Annotated in this window: 19 protein-coding genes; 18 read left to right on the forward strand and 1 reads right to left on the reverse strand. The window is 34.9% G+C overall.

Features of this window, described 5'->3' with window-relative positions:
• Nucleotides 1-169 precede the first annotated feature (169 nt).
• From BLS02_RS09065 to BLS02_RS09080, 4 genes are all read left to right on the forward strand, one after another.
• Nucleotides 170-928 (forward strand): metallophosphoesterase, encoded by a 759-nt coding sequence (locus BLS02_RS09065; protein WP_092492685.1) that lies wholly within the window; start codon nt 170-172, stop codon nt 926-928.
• 239 nt (nt 929-1,167) lie between these two features.
• Nucleotides 1,168-1,749, forward strand: coding sequence for a genetic competence negative regulator (locus BLS02_RS09070; protein ID WP_092492686.1), 582 nt, complete (start codon nt 1,168-1,170; stop codon nt 1,747-1,749).
• A 160-nt stretch (nt 1,750-1,909) separates the two neighbouring features.
• Nucleotides 1,910-3,190: a Glu/Leu/Phe/Val family dehydrogenase gene (locus tag BLS02_RS09075; protein ID WP_092492687.1), complete on the forward strand. Its 1,281-nt coding sequence runs from the start codon at nt 1,910-1,912 to the stop codon at nt 3,188-3,190.
• 210 nt (nt 3,191-3,400) lie between these two features.
• Nucleotides 3,401-4,375, forward strand: a complete 975-nt coding sequence (locus BLS02_RS09080; protein ID WP_092492688.1) for a YpdA family putative bacillithiol disulfide reductase — start codon at nt 3,401-3,403, stop codon at nt 4,373-4,375.
• A 50-nt stretch (nt 4,376-4,425) separates the two neighbouring features.
• Here the strand turns inward: BLS02_RS09080 and BLS02_RS09085 are convergent, their stop codons facing one another.
• Nucleotides 4,426-5,397 carry an asparaginase gene (locus BLS02_RS09085; protein ID WP_092492689.1) on the reverse strand — a complete coding sequence of 324 codons (972 nt, stop codon included), beginning with the start codon at nt 5,395-5,397 and terminating at the stop codon, nt 4,426-4,428.
• 84 nt (nt 5,398-5,481) lie between these two features.
• On the opposite strand from BLS02_RS09085, the gene prsW reads away from it, so the two are divergent.
• From prsW to spoIVA, 14 genes are all read left to right on the forward strand, one after another.
• On the forward strand, nt 5,482-6,162 hold the full coding sequence (gene prsW, locus BLS02_RS09090; RefSeq protein WP_092492690.1) for a glutamic-type intramembrane protease PrsW: 681 nt from the start codon (nt 5,482-5,484) through the stop codon (nt 6,160-6,162).
• 122 nt (nt 6,163-6,284) lie between these two features.
• Nucleotides 6,285-7,148 carry a spore cortex-lytic enzyme gene (sleB, locus tag BLS02_RS09095; RefSeq protein WP_092492691.1) on the forward strand — a complete coding sequence of 288 codons (864 nt, stop codon included), beginning with the start codon at nt 6,285-6,287 and terminating at the stop codon, nt 7,146-7,148.
• A 15-nt stretch (nt 7,149-7,163) separates the two neighbouring features.
• The gene (gene ypeB / locus BLS02_RS09100) at nt 7,164-8,525 is read left to right on the forward strand and encodes a germination protein YpeB (RefSeq protein ID WP_092492692.1); all 1,362 of its coding nucleotides are present in this window, start codon (nt 7,164-7,166) and stop codon (nt 8,523-8,525) included.
• 144 nt (nt 8,526-8,669) lie between these two features.
• On the forward strand, nt 8,670-9,320 hold the full coding sequence (locus BLS02_RS09105) for a flagellar brake protein (protein WP_139180783.1): 651 nt from the start codon (nt 8,670-8,672) through the stop codon (nt 9,318-9,320).
• Nucleotides 9,321-9,559: 239 nt separating this feature from the next.
• Complete coding sequence (cmk, locus tag BLS02_RS09110; protein ID WP_092492694.1) at nt 9,560-10,237, forward strand: (d)CMP kinase; 678 nt, start codon at nt 9,560-9,562, stop codon at nt 10,235-10,237.
• 12 nt (nt 10,238-10,249) lie between these two features.
• Nucleotides 10,250-10,834, forward strand: a complete 585-nt coding sequence (locus tag BLS02_RS09115) for a lysophospholipid acyltransferase family protein (RefSeq protein WP_092492695.1) — start codon at nt 10,250-10,252, stop codon at nt 10,832-10,834.
• 94 nt (nt 10,835-10,928) lie between these two features.
• Nucleotides 10,929-12,059 (forward strand): 30S ribosomal protein S1, encoded by a 1,131-nt coding sequence (gene rpsA / locus BLS02_RS09120; RefSeq protein ID WP_092492696.1) that lies wholly within the window; start codon nt 10,929-10,931, stop codon nt 12,057-12,059.
• Between the two features lie 479 nt (nt 12,060-12,538).
• Nucleotides 12,539-13,144, forward strand: a complete 606-nt coding sequence (locus BLS02_RS19495; protein ID WP_092492697.1) for a YphA family membrane protein — start codon at nt 12,539-12,541, stop codon at nt 13,142-13,144.
• 97 nt (nt 13,145-13,241) lie between these two features.
• A complete protein-coding gene (gene der / locus BLS02_RS09130; protein ID WP_092492698.1) occupies nt 13,242-14,552 on the forward strand; it encodes a ribosome biogenesis GTPase Der in 1,311 nt (436 codons plus the stop codon).
• A 13-nt stretch (nt 14,553-14,565) separates the two neighbouring features.
• On the forward strand, nt 14,566-15,603 hold the full coding sequence (locus BLS02_RS09135) for an NAD(P)H-dependent glycerol-3-phosphate dehydrogenase (RefSeq protein WP_092492699.1): 1,038 nt from the start codon (nt 14,566-14,568) through the stop codon (nt 15,601-15,603).
• Nucleotides 15,604-15,662: 59 nt separating this feature from the next.
• Complete coding sequence (locus BLS02_RS09140) at nt 15,663-15,923, forward strand: stage VI sporulation protein F (protein ID WP_092492700.1); 261 nt, start codon at nt 15,663-15,665, stop codon at nt 15,921-15,923.
• 213 nt (nt 15,924-16,136) lie between these two features.
• Nucleotides 16,137-16,334, forward strand: coding sequence for a DUF2768 domain-containing protein (locus tag BLS02_RS09145; RefSeq protein ID WP_092492701.1), 198 nt, complete (start codon nt 16,137-16,139; stop codon nt 16,332-16,334).
• 10 nt (nt 16,335-16,344) lie between these two features.
• Nucleotides 16,345-17,073 carry a hypothetical protein gene (locus BLS02_RS09150; RefSeq protein WP_092492702.1) on the forward strand — a complete coding sequence of 243 codons (729 nt, stop codon included), beginning with the start codon at nt 16,345-16,347 and terminating at the stop codon, nt 17,071-17,073.
• A 216-nt stretch (nt 17,074-17,289) separates the two neighbouring features.
• A complete protein-coding gene (gene spoIVA / locus BLS02_RS09155; RefSeq protein WP_092492703.1) occupies nt 17,290-18,768 on the forward strand; it encodes a stage IV sporulation protein A in 1,479 nt (492 codons plus the stop codon).
• Nucleotides 18,769-18,917 lie beyond the last annotated feature (149 nt).

The raw sequence follows: 18,917 nt of genomic DNA on the forward strand, positions 1-18,917 counted from the left end.
TACTAGATAAGTGCAACTCAGGCTTATCTTTATTAAGGCTTGCACCCCGAGTATAAGAGGTTCTAAGAAAGCAAAGTACGCTTTTAGAAGAATTCTTGCAACGAATGCCAAGTTTTCTAACACAAATCATTTGTATTATGAATGTGTATGACTGAAAGGAGGATTAAGATTGATTTATATAATATCTGCCTGTGTATTAATTCCTTCCGCATTTATATTGTATATGATATATAAAGCACATCATGATACAATTGATTACCGAACAATTAAAGTTACTGACTTATCGTCTGAGTTTAATTTATTTTTTATATCTGATATACATCGAAGAAAAGTAAGGACTGAAACGTTACGGTCCATAAAGGAGAACGTTAAACTTGTTGTTATTGGTGGGGACATAACAGAAAAAGGCGTACCAATTGAACGAACGAGGGAAAATATTCGCAAGCTAAAAGAATTTGGTGCTCCTATATATTTTGTTTGGGGAAATAATGACTATGAAGCACTTCCAAGTAAAATATATGGACTCTTAATTAGTGAAGGTGTAACAATACTGACAAATAACAATCATGATATATTAATTGGCAGCCAGACAATAAGTTTAATGGGATTAGACTGCTGTCAGCACAGTGAAGTACTGATGGATCTAGCAATGAAAAATGTAAACGGATTTTATACTATTCTTCTAACACATGACCCCAGTGCTTTTTATGAAACAGAGGAAGAATTTCAAAATAAAGTTGACATTGTTTTGGCTGGTCATACACATGGTGGTCAGATTCGTATTTTCGGATTTGGATATTTTGAAAAGGGCGGATTAACTAAATTACACAACACTAAAATCTTTGTCAGTGAAGGTTATGGGTATACCAGACTGCCATTTCGACTTGGAACAAGATCAGAATGTCATGTATTAACTTTTAAGCAATAATAATTGTGATGTTCAACAAATGCATCAATAGCATATACTTATAGTAATTAAAAAAGTTAATGTTTTTAATTAGAATAATAATGATTAATTTTGTTTAGCAGTTAAGAAATATACTTTCATAACTGCATAAGTGCAACTAAGGCTTGCACTTCAAAGTATAAGGGGTTAAATAGACTTCATAAAGCCCATTTGACAATAAGTCAAGTTTTCTAAAATGTATTTATAAAGGAGGATGCTTTATGCGAATTGAACGAGTGTCCGATAGCCAATTTACAATTTTTTTAACGTTTGATGATCTAATAGATCGTGGTTTTACGAAAGAGGATTTATGGCATGATGCTACGAATGTGCGCAATTTATTTAGTGATATGATGTACGAAGCCAGTACGGAATTAGGATTTGAATTGGAAGGTGTTCTCCTCGTTCAAGTTCATTTAATGCAGGCACAGGGTATGCATGTAATCGTGACTCAAAAAATTGAAAATACAAGTTGGGAAGAGGATTTCATTGAGATGAAAGTAACGTTAGATGAAAGTAAGGAAATGATATTTTCTTTTAAAGAGTTTGAGGATATTATTCAAGTATCTTCCTACTTATCAGTTATAAATATGGATGGCGGACAGGTATATTATATGAATAATCGTTACTATATGTTGCTAAATGAGGATGAGCTGACCCCGAAAAACAAAGAGAATATCATTGCAGTTATGTCTGAGTTTTCTTCTCCCAGTATTATTACATCACATCGATTAAAGGAATACGGTAAAGTAATCATGCAAGAAAATGCAGTAAATCAAATTATGAAGATCTTTTATGATTAATAAGAATAACTAGGGAAGAAGACTGATCTGAAATCGCTTTCATATCAAAATTAATTACCGTATAAAATAACCTTATTTTATTGCATATTTATCATGAACGTGTATACTAATCTCTGAGTACAGCTATAATAATTTTTTTGATAATCTAGGAGGTAAATTCATGGTAGCCGATAAACCAGCAGATTCTGCCAAAGAAGCAATTGATAAATTGGATGTGTTAAATTCAACGCGCACAGTTGTAAAAAATGCATTGGAGAAATTGGGTTACCCTGATGAAGTATTTGAATTGCTAAAAGAACCCATTCGAATGATGACAGTGAGAATGCCTGTTCGAATGGATGATGGTTCAATCAAAGTCTTCACTGGATACCGTGCTCAGCATAATGATGCAGTTGGTCCAACAAAAGGCGGGGTAAGATTTCATCCTGATGTTACAGAGAAAGAAGTTAAGGCCCTGTCAATTTGGATGAGTTTAAAAGCAGGAATTATGGATTTACCATATGGCGGAGGTAAGGGCGGCATTATTTGTGATCCGCGTGAAATGTCATTTCGCGAACTAGAAGGAATTAGTCGTGGATATGTACGTGCGATAAGTCAAATCGTTGGCCCAAATAAAGACATTCCTGCACCAGATGTATTCACTAACTCACAAATTATGGCGTGGATGATGGATGAATACAGCCGTATTGATGAATTTAATAATCCTGGTTTTATTACAGGGAAACCTATTGTTCTTGGTGGCTCACATGGAAGAGAAACCGCAACTGCTAAAGGTGTAACAATTTGTATTGATGAAGCAGCTAGAAAAAAAGGTATAGATGTAAAAGGTGCAAGAGTAGTTGTCCAAGGTTTTGGTAATGCAGGAAGTTTTTTAGCGAAATTCTTACATGACGCCGGCGCAAAAGTGGTAGGTATATCAGATGCCTATGGCGGTTTACATGATCCTGAGGGACTTGACATTGATTACTTGCTTGACCGTAGAGATAGTTTTGGAACAGTCACAAAATTATTTAATAATACAATATCAAATCAGGATCTACTTGAATTGGATTGCGATATTCTAGTACCGGCTGCTGTTGAAAATCAAATTAGAGAAGAAAATGCACATAAGATTAAAGCTAGTATTGTAGTAGAAGCAGCGAATGGCCCAACAACATTAGATGCTACAAGAATCTTGTCTGAGCGCGGAATATTACTTGTTCCAGATGTCCTAGCATCTGCAGGTGGAGTAACGGTATCTTATTTTGAATGGGTCCAAAATAATCAGGGGTATTATTGGGAAGAAGAGGAAATTCAGGAAAAGCTTAAAAAAATAATGGTTAAGGCGTTCAACAATATTTATAACACTGCGGAAACAAGACGCGTAGATATGCGCCTTGCAGCTTATATGGTCGGCGTTCGAAAAATGGCCGAAGCAGCAAGATTCCGTGGATGGGTATAATGATTTAGTATTTTACTCATTGTAAAACCAAATAAATGACGAAAAAACTCTTATCATGTATAGTTGGGTAGGAGTTTTTTAGCAGTTAAGAAAGTATAACTACACGATAAGGGGTTCTATGAAAGCGAAAGCAAAGTACGCTTTCATAAGAATCCCTTTATGAATTCCAAGTTTTCTAATGTTACATGTAAGAAAAGGAAGTGCTTTAATATGCAAAAAGAATCAACTATAATTATTGGGGGTGGCCCTTGTGGAATGTCGTGTGCCATTGAGCTCCAGAATAAAGGCATAAAACCATTAATAATAGAAAAAGAAAATGTGGTTAATACGATTTATAACTTTCCAACCCACCAGACATTCTTTAGCTCAAGTGAGAAGCTCGAGATTGGAAATATCCCATTTATAACCGAAAAACAAAAACCTGTACGTAATCAGGCTTTAGCATACTATCGATCAGTAGCAGAGCGAACAAAGTTAAGAATTAATACATTTGAAAAAGTTATAGAAATCAAACCAAGTAAATACAATATTCAATTAAAAACTGAAAAGAACACAGGTGAAATATTTGAATATCAGGCAGAGAATTTAATAATTGCTACTGGCTATTATGACCAGCCGAATAAGATGGGGATTCCAGGTGAAGAGTTACCAAAAGTAATGCATTATTTTAAAGAATCGCACCCTTATTTCAATAAAGATGTAGTTATAATAGGGGGTAAAAATTCAGCAGTTGATGCTACGTTGGAACTGCATAAAGCAGGAGCAAATGTTACTGTTCTGTATCGAGGTAATACTTACTCCCAGAGTATAAAACCATGGATTTTGCCTGAATTCGATGCTTTAGTCAGAAAAGATATTGTAACTATGGAATTTAACGCTAATATATCCAAAATAACAAACCATAAAGTAGAGTATAAAGTTAATGGTGAATTGAAAACAATCGATAATGATTTTGTGTTTGCTATGACTGGGTACAAGCCCGATCTCCAGTTTCTGAAAAGGGCAGGAGTTTCGGTTGACGAAAAAAATGGCTGCCCTATTTTTGATGAAAATACAATGAAAACAAACGTGGAAGGAATTTATGTAGCCGGTGTAGTAGCAGCTGGTTATAACAATAATAAGATCTTTATTGAAAATGGCAGACACCATGGTGGACTTATTGCGAGATCTATAACGAAAGAATAGAAAAGCAAAGGATAACAGCTGTATATAGCGTTATCCTTTGCTTTTGTTTACTATAGTTCATTCTCAAAAATTTCGGTTAATACATTTACATCTTTCGTTTTTTCTAATGCTATCATTAATTTAATTCTGGCTTTAGGCCCAGTTAGCCCGTTGGACATGATTACACCATATTCCTTAAGTTGTTTTCCACCGCCTTCGTACCCATAAGTTGGTTGTACGATTCCTCGGAAACATCTTGATACTAAAATTATAGGAATTCCTTTCTTAATAAATGTTTGTATTGGCTTAACGGTATCTTTAGGTAAATTCCCTTGTCCCAACCCTTCTATTATAAGACCATCTGGATTAGCTTGGTAAATCGCATTAAGAATCTGTTCATCCATCCCAGCGTATGCTTTTAGTAAAAACACTGTTTTAGTGATTTGTTTTACTGGATGGGAATGTCTTTTCAATATCGTGTGATGAAATATAATAGATTCTTTTGTAATGATTCCAATTGGTCCATACTGTGGACTTTGAAAAGTTGCTACATTACTTGTTGATGTTTTAGTTACATTTGTTGCTGTGTGTATCTCATCGTTCATTACGACAAGTACACCTTTGTTTGCAGCCTCATGATCTGTTGCGACTCGTAGTGAACTAATTAAATTATAAAGGGCATCAGAGCCAATCTCGTTTGTGGACCGCATAGCTCCAGTAATAATGACCGGTTTTTGGGTTCTAACAACCAGATCAAGGAAATATGCTGTTTCCTCAAGAGTATCAGTACCATGAGTTATTACAACCCCATCATAATCATTACTTAACTGATCAACCTTAATAGCTAGTTCCAACATATGTTGTGGAGTCATCTGCGGTGAAGGGAGAGAGAAAAAGTTTATCTCATCTATGTTAGCGTACGTGTTAAAATAACCTGATAAATCTGTTAATGGATGATGTTTAGTTGTATTGACTTCACCTGTACTTTTATTTTCTACCATTGAAATTGTTCCACCAGTATGGATAATCACAATATTTTTCATATAAATCACCAGCCTAAATTCTATTTTAATTCATGTCACTTAATGATACGATTATATCAAGATAATTGGAGAGAGGTCCTTATTATGTTAGCTATTTTATCTGCCGGAATAGCACCTACATTCGCATTAATGTCTTTTATTTATTTGAAAGACCGATTTACAGAACCATTCTCGCTAATTCTAAAAACGTTTATATTAGGTGCACTGCTCGTATTTCCGATTATGTTTATCCAATACGCATTAACGATAGAAAACATAGTAAATGATAATAACTTTATTCAATCTTTCCTGGTAGTAGGTTTTATTGAAGAGTTTTTTAAATGGTTCATTTTTATGTATGTCATCTATCATCATACTGAATTTGATGCACATTATGATGGAATTGTCTATGCTGTTTCTATAAGTTTAGGGTTTGCTACAGTAGAGAATTTCCTGTATCTGCTTACAAACGGAATTGAGTACGCATTTTCTAGAGCATTATTTCCAGTATCATCACATGCTTTGTTTGGTGTTATAATGGGCTTCCATTTTGGTAAGGCTAAAATTAATAGTAATTATAAGAAATGGAATATTTTGTTAGCATTAATTATACCCTTAACTTTACATGGCAGTTATAACTATATTCTAAAATCTATTACGAGTAATTGGCTAACATTATTGGTCCCATTTATGATTGGGCTTTGGATAATTGGTTTGCGGCGAGTTAAATCTGCAAATAAGCCAATTATTGAAGATGTAATTCAAAAAAGAAAATTACGAGCTTGAAATCCTTTGTATCCTTTAGATATGGAGGATTTTTTTATTGATAGAAATCTTAATGAATAAAAAGGACGTTTAGTTAAAAAATAGGTATCACATGACAATGCATTATCAGGAGGAAAATTAAAATGACCTATAAAAAAATGTTCCTATTCATAATCATTATATGTTTTATAGTGGTAGGACTTCAAACATCACATACCCCAAAACAAGTAAATGCATTTACATCGCAAGTAATTCAGAAGGGTGCTGTTGGGGATGATGTTATTGAATTGCAGGCGAGATTACAATATTTGGGTTTTTATAATGGGAATATAGATGGTGTCTTTGGGTGGGGAACATATTGGGCATTACGAAATTTTCAATATGAATTTGGCCTGAAAGTAGATGGATTAGCAGGACTCACCACAAGGCAAAAGTTAGTAGAGGCAAGTGAATATGATAGGAAGTATGTAAAAGAACAGATTAAAAAAGGAAAAGATTTTACACATTACGGCGGAGTGGATAATACTAAACAAACTACTCCAGATAAGGAGGAAAAACAACAGAATACAAATAACAAGAATAATCAACAAGGTGCAAATAACAATCAACAAACTAAAGCAGAGCCTACTGCTGTTAATGTACCACAAGGATATTCACAGAATGATATCCAATTGATGGCAAATGCAGTTCATGGAGAATCGCGAGGTGAATCTTACGTAGGACAAGTTGCGGTAGCAGCTGTAATATTAAACAGAGTTGAAAGTTCCACCTTTCCAAATACTGTTTCAGGAGTGGTTTTTGAACCACGTGCATTCACTGCTGTTGCTGATGGACAAATATGGTTAACTCCAAATGAGCAAGCAAAAGAGGCAGTTCTAGATGCGGTGAACGGTTGGGACCCCTCAGGGAATGCGATATATTACTTTAATCCGGAAACCGCAACTTCAGATTGGATTTGGTCAAGAAAACAAATAAAAAAAATAGGGAAACACATATTTGCTAAATAGCAAGGAGTGATAAAAATGGTACGATGGATTTTAATCGGTGTTCTTACAATAGGGATAGCTGGTACAGCGTTTTGGGGTTATCAGGAACATCAGGAGAAAAATGCTATTCTGATACAGGCAGAAAATACGTATCAACGAGCATTCCATGAACTTTCATATAATATGGATCTTTTAAATGACAAAATAGGTACAACATTAGCAATGAACTCCAAAGAGCGATTATCACCACAAATGGTTGAAATTTGGCGACTAACATCTCAAGCAATATCTGATGTAGGACAATTGCCACTTACATTGCTCCCTTTTAACAAGACAGAGGAGTTCCTCTCTAATATAGGTGATTTCACCTATCGTACTGCTGTGAGAGATTTAAAGAAGGATCCACTAACTGACAAGGAAACATCAACACTCAAGGAATTATATAAACAGTCAGGTGAATTAAAAGATGAGTTAAGACAAGTACAGCATGTGGTCTTGGAGGAAAATTTGCGCTGGATGGATGTACAGTTAGCGTTAGCTACTCAAGAAGAGCAATCAGATAATACTATTGTTGATGGGTTTAAAACAGTTGAAAAGAAAGTAGAGGGTTACACCGAAAGTAATGTGAATTCGTCAATTACTGGAACTTCATCCAAAGAGCATGAGTACCAATTTCTAAAAGGCGATAAAATCGGAAAAGAGGAAGCATTAGAAGAGAGTAAAAAATTGTTTAATGTAAAAAATGAAAATAATATGACAGTTACAAAAAGCGGTGAAGGATCAGATATACCTACTTACAGCGTGTCTTATAAGAACGGTAAGAAGAATGGATACGTCGATATATCTCAACAAGGCGGACATCCAATAACTCTTTTAGTAAACAGATCTACGAATGAACAAAAGATAAGTTTAAATGAGGGTTTAGAAAAAGCAAAAACTTATTTAGAGCAAAATGGATTTAAAGATATGACTATATTTTCAAGTAATCAATTTAGTAATGTGGGGGTATATTCGTTCCTCTACAACCAGGATGATGTACGAGTATTCTCGGATGCAATTGAAATTAAAGTCGCCCTAGATAATGGCGACTTACTTGGATTTACTGCAAGAAATTACTTTATGAACCATAAAGAAAGAGATATCCCCAAGCCAGAACTCTCTATAAAAGAGGCAAAGAATAAAGTCAATCCAGATGTTGAAATAAATGAAGAACATATGGCTGTTATTGACAATGATATTGGAGAAGAAGTATTAGTTTATGAATTTTTAGGTGTTCTTGGAAATGAGACATACAGAATATTTATAAATGCAATGGACGGTACTGAAGAAAAAGTTGAAAAGCTGGATGGAACTGAAATAAACTTTGCGATGAGAACAAAAGAGAAAGTTCCTGTTTAGCCTCATAAGACATGGCTGATTACACAGTATTTAATTTTATAATTTTCAATGCTGTACAAAAGGGATTGACTTAGGTCTTTCCCTTTTTTGATTTTTCTGTAATAATGTAGGCATATAGTATTACTTGAATGGGGGTCATTGAAGTTGAAGATTGGGACATTACTCAACCTGGAGTTAAAACAAGATCAGACAGGTGAGGTTTTGAAGTATCGTTGCAAAGTTGTTGAGAAAAATGAGGATTATCTCTATATTGATTATCCGATTGAAATTAAAACGAACAAAACCGCATTTCTTCACAAAGGATCACGTTTATCAGTGGAATACGTGGGAAAAGACCAATCCGTTTATAAGTTCCATACAGAGATAATTGCTAGAGTGAAATTAAACGTACCAGCACTTATAATCGATTTTCCTCGTAAAGATAATATAAAAAGGATTCAGCGCCGTGAGTATGTGCGAATTGAAACTGCAATTGATATAGCTTTTCATGGTTCAAAAGATTCATTTACTACTGTAACTTCCGATATAAGTGGTGGTGGTCTATCCATCATTGTACCTAATGGTAAAACAATCGTAGAAAAAGAAGAGGCTAGCGTCTGGATAGTTCTCCAGATGCACTCAGGTGAATTTCAATATGTAACAGCATTAACAGAAGTTATCCGGGTTAAAGAATCAGAAAGCACAGCAAGTATAGCATCTCTGAAATTTATTTCGGTTACAAAACCAGTTCGACAAAATATTGTTCGATATTGTTTTGAGAAACAAAGGGAAGCTAGAAAAAAAGAATTATTATAAAATATACTTTTGAAATTGAACTTTTCCTCTAACCTCATTGTTATTTTAATAAGGTGGCAATTTTTACATAGTTTAAGTTTGATTATTTTGTATTATATTAAAAGCAATAGACCGCGTTTTTATAGATATGTTATTATTTTATATAAGGGTTTAATTTAAACTTGGCTTTTGTGCCAAGTTTTTCCTGTAATGAATAGAATTCTAGTGACTTGAATGGATAATGAGAGGAATGAACAATAATAATGGAAGAAATCTCAATCGCAATTGATGGCCCAGCTGCAGCTGGAAAAAGTACAGTAGCTAAAATTGTCGCAAAACGGCTTACATATGTTTATATCGATACAGGAGCAATGTACAGGGGTTTAACTTTAAAGGCTCTTAATAAGCAAATTTCCCTTGAAGATGAACAACAGCTTGCAGCATTATTGACAGATACAGATATAGAGCTTGTCCAGGGTGAAAACGGACAGCACGTTATGATAGATAAGGAAGACGTAACACGCAGTATACGTTCTGATGAAGTAACAAATAATGTATCATTTGTAGCCAAACATCCCAGCATTCGAAAAGAAATGGTGAAAAGACAACAAATACTTGCAGAAAAAAGCGGAGTCGTCATGGATGGAAGGGATATTGGTACACATGTGTTGCCAGAAGCAGAGATAAAGATATTCCTGATTGCAACCGTTGAAGAAAGAGCTAAACGAAGATATGAAGAAAATATACAAAAAGGGTTTCCTGCTGATTTAGAGAAATTAAAAGAGGAAATTGAACAAAGGGACCTGATTGATTCTAAACGAGAGGCAGCTCCACTAACTAAAGCAAATGATGCAATAGAGATTGACACTACCGCCTTAACAATTGATGAAGTGGCTGAATTAATACTAAATGAAGCAGCTAGAGTAATCACTAAGTAGAGGGGATTTAACATGAGTCTTTATAAATTTGCAAGAACAGTTGTAGCGATAATTTTTTTTCCGTTGTTTCGTATTCAAATAATCGGAAAGAAGAATGTACCAAAAGAAGGACCAGTAATTATATGTTCAAATCATATCTCAAATCTTGACCCACCAGTTGTTGGGATTACTTCTCCTCGTGATATATTCTTTATGGCGAAAGGTGAACTGTTTGAAAAGCCATTTTTGGGGAAACTATTATTAGCAATTCGTGCATTTCCCGTTAAGAGGGGATTGAAAGACCGAAACGCATTACGTAAAGGATTGCAAATATTGGAGAATGGCGAAACATTAGGCCTATTTCCAGAAGGTACACGGAGTAAAAGCGGTGAACTTGGTAAACCATTAGCAGGTGCTGGGTTCTTCGCGTTAAGATCAAATGCTGCTATTGTACCCTGTGCAATAATTGGGCAATATAAGCCAGGAAAAAAACTTACTGTTATTTATGGGGAACCGATGGATATGGAAGCTTACAGAGCAGCCAAGTCTTCTGCAAAAGATGCGGCCGAAGCGATCATGTCTGAGATTAAGATTTTAAAAGAAAAACATAATTCCTAGTCTGCATTACTTGACAAATAATTATAAATATTAGAAGTTATAAAAAAGAGAGTTTAATGTATTGTTGTTTTGTACTTTAAGGAGGGCTAATTGTATGAGTGAATCTAGTAATGAAATTACGCAGTTTGAGGTAGGAGATATTCTATCAGGAACAGTTGTAAAAGTTGAAGATAAACAAGTTCTTGTTGATATTGGATATAAGTCTGAGGGAATTGTCCCAATCAGTGAACTATCAAATCTTCACATCGAACAAGCGAGTGATCTTGTAAAAGAAAACGATATACTTACGTTGCAAGTGAAGAAAATGGAAGATGATGAAATTATCCTATCTAAAAAGGCAGTAGATGCTGAGAAGTCATGGGATTCCTTAGAAAAGAGCTATGAAAATAATGAAGTTTTTGAAACAGAAATCAAAGAAGTGGTAAAAGGTGGTCTTGTAGTAGACGTTGGACTGCGAGGATTTATACCTGCATCCTTAGTTGAAACTTACTTTGTAGAAGATTTTGCAGATTATAAAGATAAGAAATTAACAGTTAAGATTGTTGATTTGGATAAAGAACAAAATCGAGTGATATTATCCCATAAAGATGTTGTTCAAGATGAAACAAAGCAGCAGAAGCAAAAAGTTCTTCAATCGCTGGAACAAGGTCAAGTATTAGAAGGTGTTGTCCAACGTTTAACTAGCTTTGGCGTTTTTGTAGATTTGGGTGGTATTGATGGACTTGTTCATATTTCACAGTTAGCGCACGAGCATGTCGAGAAAGCTTCGGATGTTGTGTCTGAAGGTGATAAAATCACAGTCGAAATTTTATCTGTTGATCGAGATAATGAACGTATATCTCTGTCACGTAAGAAAACACTCCCTGGACCTTGGTCAAATATTCAGGACCGAGTATCAAAAGGAGATGTTCTTGAAGGGACTGTCAAACGTCTTGTAAACTTTGGCGCATTTGTAGAGGTTTTATCAGGAGTAGAAGGACTTGTTCATATTTCTCAAATTGCTAACCGCCATGTCGGAACACCTCAAGAAGTACTTGAAGTTGGTCAACAGGTAAAAGTCAAAGTACTTGATGTTAGTGAAAAAGAAGAACGGATGTCGCTAAGCATTAAAGAACTTGAGCAAGAACAGGAAGCAGCAGAATTTAAACAATATGAAAAAGATGAGGACCAATCAGGTTTTCAGCTAGGTGATTTCATTGGTGATAAATTAAATAAATACAAATAATATTTTTGAGAAGCTCTTCCGACAGCAGGGAGAGCTGTTGTTTTTGAAAAGCTCTTTTGGTAAATTTTGTTGCTTTGTAAGCCTCGCATTTTCGCAGTTTAATATAAACTGCGAAGTAACATTGAAAAATACTCAACCGGGGCTCATAACTTCGATATGAGTGACCGTTTCTCACTATTTAAACAGAGTTCGGGTTCTCATAACCCTGATGAGTGAGCCCATGGCTAGTAAGACTGCGAAAGTGCTAGCTTGAGCAGATGTTGCATTGGTACCTGAGTGGTGCAAAAGAAAATTTTCACTGTGTCGCAGTTTATATCAACTACATGTTAAGATTAATTGCTTGAAAAAAGCAACAATCTTCTAAAAAAGCCTTTAGCAAAGATTATTGTATATATACAATAATTGATTTATTATCACACAGCCTTTGTTTAAAAGTAAAAAATAATTGCCATAATACTAAATATAGTAGGTGGTTATTCATGGGTAGTGGACTTATTTTTTACTGGTTTTGTTGGGTTATATGGGTTGTGATTACGTTCTTCATGAAAAAAGATAGACGAAGAACGTTTTTGGCATGCTGGATTCTTTTATTAATCTTATTTTCAAACTTGCACTTCACAATATATTATTATCAAATTTCTGTAAGTTTCCTGGTTTTTCTTGGGGGAACTCTACTTCTACATTTAAAGCTCCCACGATTAATATTTCATTCATTTATTTCTTTCATTGTAAGTATTGGATATATTGGCATCGTGATTTGTATAAATATTACCCCGTTAAGGCTCTTTTTCCCTCAGCTTATAACTATTTCTGTTTTCCTTGTGATTTTAGTTATGCTATTGACTAATGGTCTTTTAAACAGACTTGGAACTGGTTTGTTTGGTATTGCATGCGGAGAAATAGTATATAGTATGATTATGGCTAATTATGCCATACAAAAAACAATAGGGGATATGGAGTTTTTTGATTGCGTGCTAATCGTTATAGCTCTTTTACTCTGTAATAGCTTACTACTAACATTGAATCGAAAAATTTATATATTAATGTCAATAACTAGACATTCGATAAGACAGCGAGCTTGCTAATGATTGTGAATATAACTTTCTTTTGCTAGAATTAGTAAAAGTTAATGCAATCATAAAAATAAAAATTAGAGATATTTAAAGAAAGGATGTTCCTTTCATGAGGAAATCTGTTGTAGCAATTGTAGGTCGACCGAATGTAGGTAAATCGACTATTTTCAATAGACTGGTAGGAGAACGAATATCTATTGTGGAGGATATACCTGGTGTGACCCGAGACCGAATATATGCTCAAGCTGAATGGTTAACATCAACATTTAATCTGATCGATACAGGAGGCATTGAAATTGGTGATGAACCATTACTAGTACAAATGCGTCAACAAGCTGAAGTCGCTATCGATGAAGCGGATGTAATTGTATTTTTATTAAACGGTCGCGAAGGAATTACAGCCGCTGATGAGGAAGTTGCCAAACTTCTATTTAAATCAAATAAACCTGTTGTTGTTGCTGTTAATAAAATGGACAATCCTGAAATGCGTGAAGAAATATACGAATATTATTCATTAGGTTTTGGTGAGCCGTATCCTATATCAGGGTCGCACGGACTTGGTTTAGGGGATTTATTGGATGCTGTTGTTGGGTATTTCCCTGAAATAAGTGATGTAGAAACAAAAGAAGATACAATTTATTTTAGTCTAATTGGGAGACCTAATGTAGGTAAGTCTTCATTAGTTAATTCTATGCTTAATGAGGAAAGGGTTATTGTCAGTGAGATAGAAGGGACTACAAGAGAAGCTACTGATACATACCTAAAAAGAGATGACCAGGATTATGTAATAATTGATACGGCTGGAATGCGTAAACGTGGAAAGGTGTACGAGACTACAGAAAAGTACAGTGTTTTACGTGCATTAAAAGCGATAGAGCGTTCTGATGTGGTTTTGGTTTTAATTGATGCCGAAACAGGAATAAGGGAACAGGATAAGAAAATAGCTGGTTATGCACATGAAGCAGGAAGAGCTGTTATACTTGTTGTAAATAAATGGGATACAGTTGAAACGAATGAAAAAACGATGAAAGAATTCGAAACCAAAGTACGTTCGCATTTTCTATTCTTGGACTATGCTCCTATCGTATTCCTTTCTGCAAAAACAAAGAAACGCTTGCATACGTTAATTCCAGCAATAAAAGTTGCCAGTGAAAATCATGCGAAGCGTATACAAACAAATGTATTGAACGACGTAATTATGGACGCGATAGCAATGAATCCGACCCCGACAGTAAAAGGGAAACGCTTAAAGGTCTTATATGCAACGCAAGTAGCTGTTAAACCGCCAAGTTTTGTTGTCTTTGTTAATAATCCTGAGCTAATGCACTTTTCATATGAGAGATTTTTGGAAAATAAAATTAGAGATGCTTTTGGTTTTGTTGGAACTCCAATAAAAATATTCGCACGAAGTCGACAATAAGGAGGAATTGCAATTGAGTAAAGTAGCTGTATTAGGTGCTGGAAGCTGGGGGACAGCATTAAGCATTGTATTAGCTGATAATGGACATGATGTTCGTTTATGGACACATCGAAAAGAACAAGCTGATGTAATTAACACAAAACATAAGAATGAAAATTACTTGGATATAATGATTCCAGAACAACTGATTGCATTTCATGATTTGGAAGAAGCAGTTGATGATGTTTCAGCTATTGTTATAGTGGTCCCTACGAAGGCCATTCGTGATGTTTGTAAGCAATTAGACACGATATTAAAACACAAAGTTACTATTATTCATGCTTCCAAAGGTATTGAACCAGAATCACTAAAAAGAGTATCACAGATGATTGGCGAAGAAATGAATGAATACACACAAGAAGATGTTGTTGTATTATCTGGACCTAGTCATGCAGAAGAGGTAGGAAAACGACAGCCAACTACCGTAACGGTATCGTCAAAGGATATTAAAAATGCTGAATTAGCACAGGATTTGTTCTTTAATGAATCATTTCGAGTATATACAAGTCCAGACATAGTGGGGATAGAACTTGGTGGTGCGTTAAAAAACATAATTGCGCTTGGAGCTGGAATCTCGGATGGATTGGGTTATGGGGATAATGCGAAAGCAGCTCTTATTACAAGGGGGCTGGCAGAAATCACGCGATTGGGTACCTCACTTGGAGCCAATCCACTAACATTTCTCGGGTTACCTGGTGTAGGTGATCTTATTGTTACATGTACAAGTGTTCATAGCAGAAACTGGCGCGCCGGAAATCTGTTAGGAAAAGGCCAGAAATTGGAAGAAGTATTAGATCAGATGGGGATGGTTGTTGAAGGTGTAAGAACTACTAAGGCTGCCAATCAGTTTGCCTTAAAACAACAAATAGAAATGCCAATTACTAATGGAATATATAAGATCTTATTTGATGATATGAATCCAAGAGATGTGGTTGAACAGTTAATGAATCGAACAAAAAAAGAAGAAATGGACGACCTTGCAACATTGCTCCGTACAAACTATTCAAAATAACACGTAATCTTTCTCCTTGCATACAATATGGTGAACTAACTATGCAAGGAGGCGAGCATGTGAGTAATTTTCAAGACAATCTTTTTGATAAAATTCAACAAAAGTCAGACGTAAATCCTGATGAAATTTATAAAGTTGCAGACTCTGTAAAGCATGCAGATTTTTCTGATGAAAAAACTGTAAGAGAACTAGTTAGGCGATTATCCAGAATTGCCAATAAACCAATTTCTAAAGCCAAGGAAGATAAGATTGTTAAGTCTATAACAAGTAGTAACATGCCAGTGGATATGCAATCCTTAAATAAAATGTTTAAAAAATAGTCATATCTGGGCAAGTGAGGATACATTAGTGCGTATGCTCGCATAAAATGAATCGCACAAGCATTCATCGATAGAGTTGCTGTGGGTATTATTTAGTCAAACCGGGATGGAGATAGGCCCCCTTCATCTCGGATTTTTAATGTGTACATAATGCTCTCATAAATGCCATTATGTTATAATACGTTTTGCATATTAAGAATAGGAGTGAAAGCAATGTCAGTATCAATGCTTAAAATGTATATATCATTCGGAGGCATGGCGCTATTACTTTTAGCTATCGGGCTTATTATACTCAGCAGATATAAATTAAAGGGCTTTTTAGCTGGAATTGTGTCTGTTTTAGCATATCTTTCTCTGATGATCGGTGGAATAATTATTTTATATATCGTTTTTAGTGGTCCAACAGGATAGGAGGCTTATCATGAAAAATACATATATTGGGGCTATGAGTGCATTTCTTATCATATTCTTTCTAACAGGATGTCTGTATCCAAATAATGAATTATCAAAAAACCAAGTGCCAAATCAGGCCCAACTCGAACAAATACAATCAGCAGTTGATACGTATCATAATGAAACCAATGGATTGGTTCCGATTAGAACAAAATCAAATGATACACCAATTTTTCAAAAATATTTAATCAATTTTAATAAGCTAAAAGAAAAAAACAACATATCGGAAATACCTGCGAATGCATATCAAAATGGAGGTATTTATCAATATGTGTTAATAACTCCTGAGGAGAACCCACGTGTGAAGCTAATTGATTTGCAGATAACTGAAGCAATTAGAGAAGTAAGTGTAAAACTGGAAATTTACCGAACCGAACACATTTATCCGCCATATGGAAAAGAAATTGCAGATGGTGTTTTCAAAGTGGACTATAAAAAACTAAATTTACAGGCTTACCCTTATGTTAAAAGTCCATACTCAAAAGAAAATCTGCCTATCGTAATGGATAATCAGGGAAAACTTTATGTGGATTATCGTATAGATTTAATGAATGCATTAAAAGAATATAAGCACAATTATGAAACAGGAGAAGATATTCGGTATTTGTTGGCTGACAATAGCCCCTTTGTACCTGCTTACTCTTTACCATATACAATTCGAGAAGGTGAGCCTGTTTTTAATAATACAAATAAATAAACTATCATAATAAATCCCTTGTTACATATATTGTGTTGCAAGGGGTTTTTTGCGTTTGAAGTATAAACCTCTTCCATGACTTAAGAATTTGATAACTAAAATAATCTTTTAAACATAATTAAGTCATATTTTGATAGGACAACATCATAGAATTGTAATGTCAATTATTCGTAGTTTGTTTATTATTAATGGATAAGGAGATCGGGAGGGGATCGTTTGGAGAGAGTTGATATTTTTAAAGATATTTCGAAACGGACGAATGGAGATATTTACCTTGGAATTGTAGGTGCAGTCCGGACCGGGAAATCAACTTTTATTAAGCGTTTTATGGAGTTGGTAGTTTTACCGAATATTGCAGATGAAAGTGAACGAGGAAGAGCACACGATGAGTTGCCACAAAGTGCAGCAGGAAAAACGATAATGACAACAGAACCTAAATTCATTCCAAACCAAGCTGTATCGGTACATGTGGACGAGGGACTTGATGTAAACGTCCGGTTAGTGGATTGTGTTGGGTATGCTGTTAATGGTGCTAAGGGATTTGAAGATGAAAATGGCCCTAGAATGATTAATACACCATGGTACGAAGATCCTATACCATTCCATGATGCAGCAGAGATTGGTACACGAAAAGTAATTCAGGAGCATTCTACAATTGGTGTCGTAGTTACCACCGATGGAACTATCGGAGAGATTGAAAGATCTGATTATCAAGAAGCAGAAACGAAGGTTGTTGAAGAATTAAAAGAAGTCGGTAAACCATTTATCATGGTAGTTAACTCCGTTAGACCAACTAGTCAGGAAACAGAACTACTTCGACAGGAATTAGTTGAAAAATACGATATACCTGTATTGGCTATGAGTATTGAATCAATGACTGAGCATGATGTTTATAACGTATTAAGAGAATCACTTTATGAATTCCCGGTTCTTGAAGTTAACGTAAATCTACCTAGCTGGGTTATGGTCTTAAATGAGGATCACTGGTTAAGAAAAAATTATCAGGAAGCAATTCAAGCAACAGTAAAAAATATACGAAGATTAAGAGATGTGGATCATATAGTTGGAGACTTTTCAGATTACGATTATATTGACAAGGCAAATCTCGCAGGTATGGAGATGGGAGATGGAGTTGCAGAAATTGATCTCCATGCACCAGATTACTTGTATGATGAAGTACTAAAAGAAATTGTTGGAGAAGAAATTCGAGGGAAAGACCATCTACTTGAACTAATGCAGGATTTTGCTTATGCAAAACGTGAATATGATAATGTTTCTGGTGCATTGCAAATGGTAAAACAAACCGGCTATGGTATAGCAGCTCCAACATTGGAGGATATGGAATTAGAAGAACCGGAAATTATTCGTCAAGGATCAAGATTTGGAGTTAGATTAAAAGCGGTTGCACCTTCCATACACATGATAAAAGTTGAAGTGGAGTCAGAATTTGCGCCAATAATTGGAACTGAAAAACAAAGTGAAGAGTTAGTAAGGTATCTAATGCAAGACTTTGAAGAGGATCCTTTATCCATTTGGGAATCTGATATTTTCGGCAGATCCTTAAGTTCTATTGTAAGAGAGGGCATCCAAGCAAAAATTGCGCTAATGCCGGAAAATGCTAGATATAAATTAAAAGATACCCTTGAACGAATTATTAACGAAGGTTCTGGTGGTTTAATAGCAATTATTTTATAGCAGCTTTAATTAGTTGCTATTTTTTTTTATATTTTTTTAAAAGTTGCAGGAATTTCTTTATCATTGTCGTATATATCTAAAAGAGCCTATTATACTACGGCTTTATACTGCACCCAATATACATGGTTAATTTTTCCAAAACGGCAAAT

Source organism: Virgibacillus salinus, from assembly GCF_900102415.1.
GTDB lineage: Bacteria > Bacillota > Bacilli > Bacillales > Amphibacillaceae > Lentibacillus > Lentibacillus subterraneus.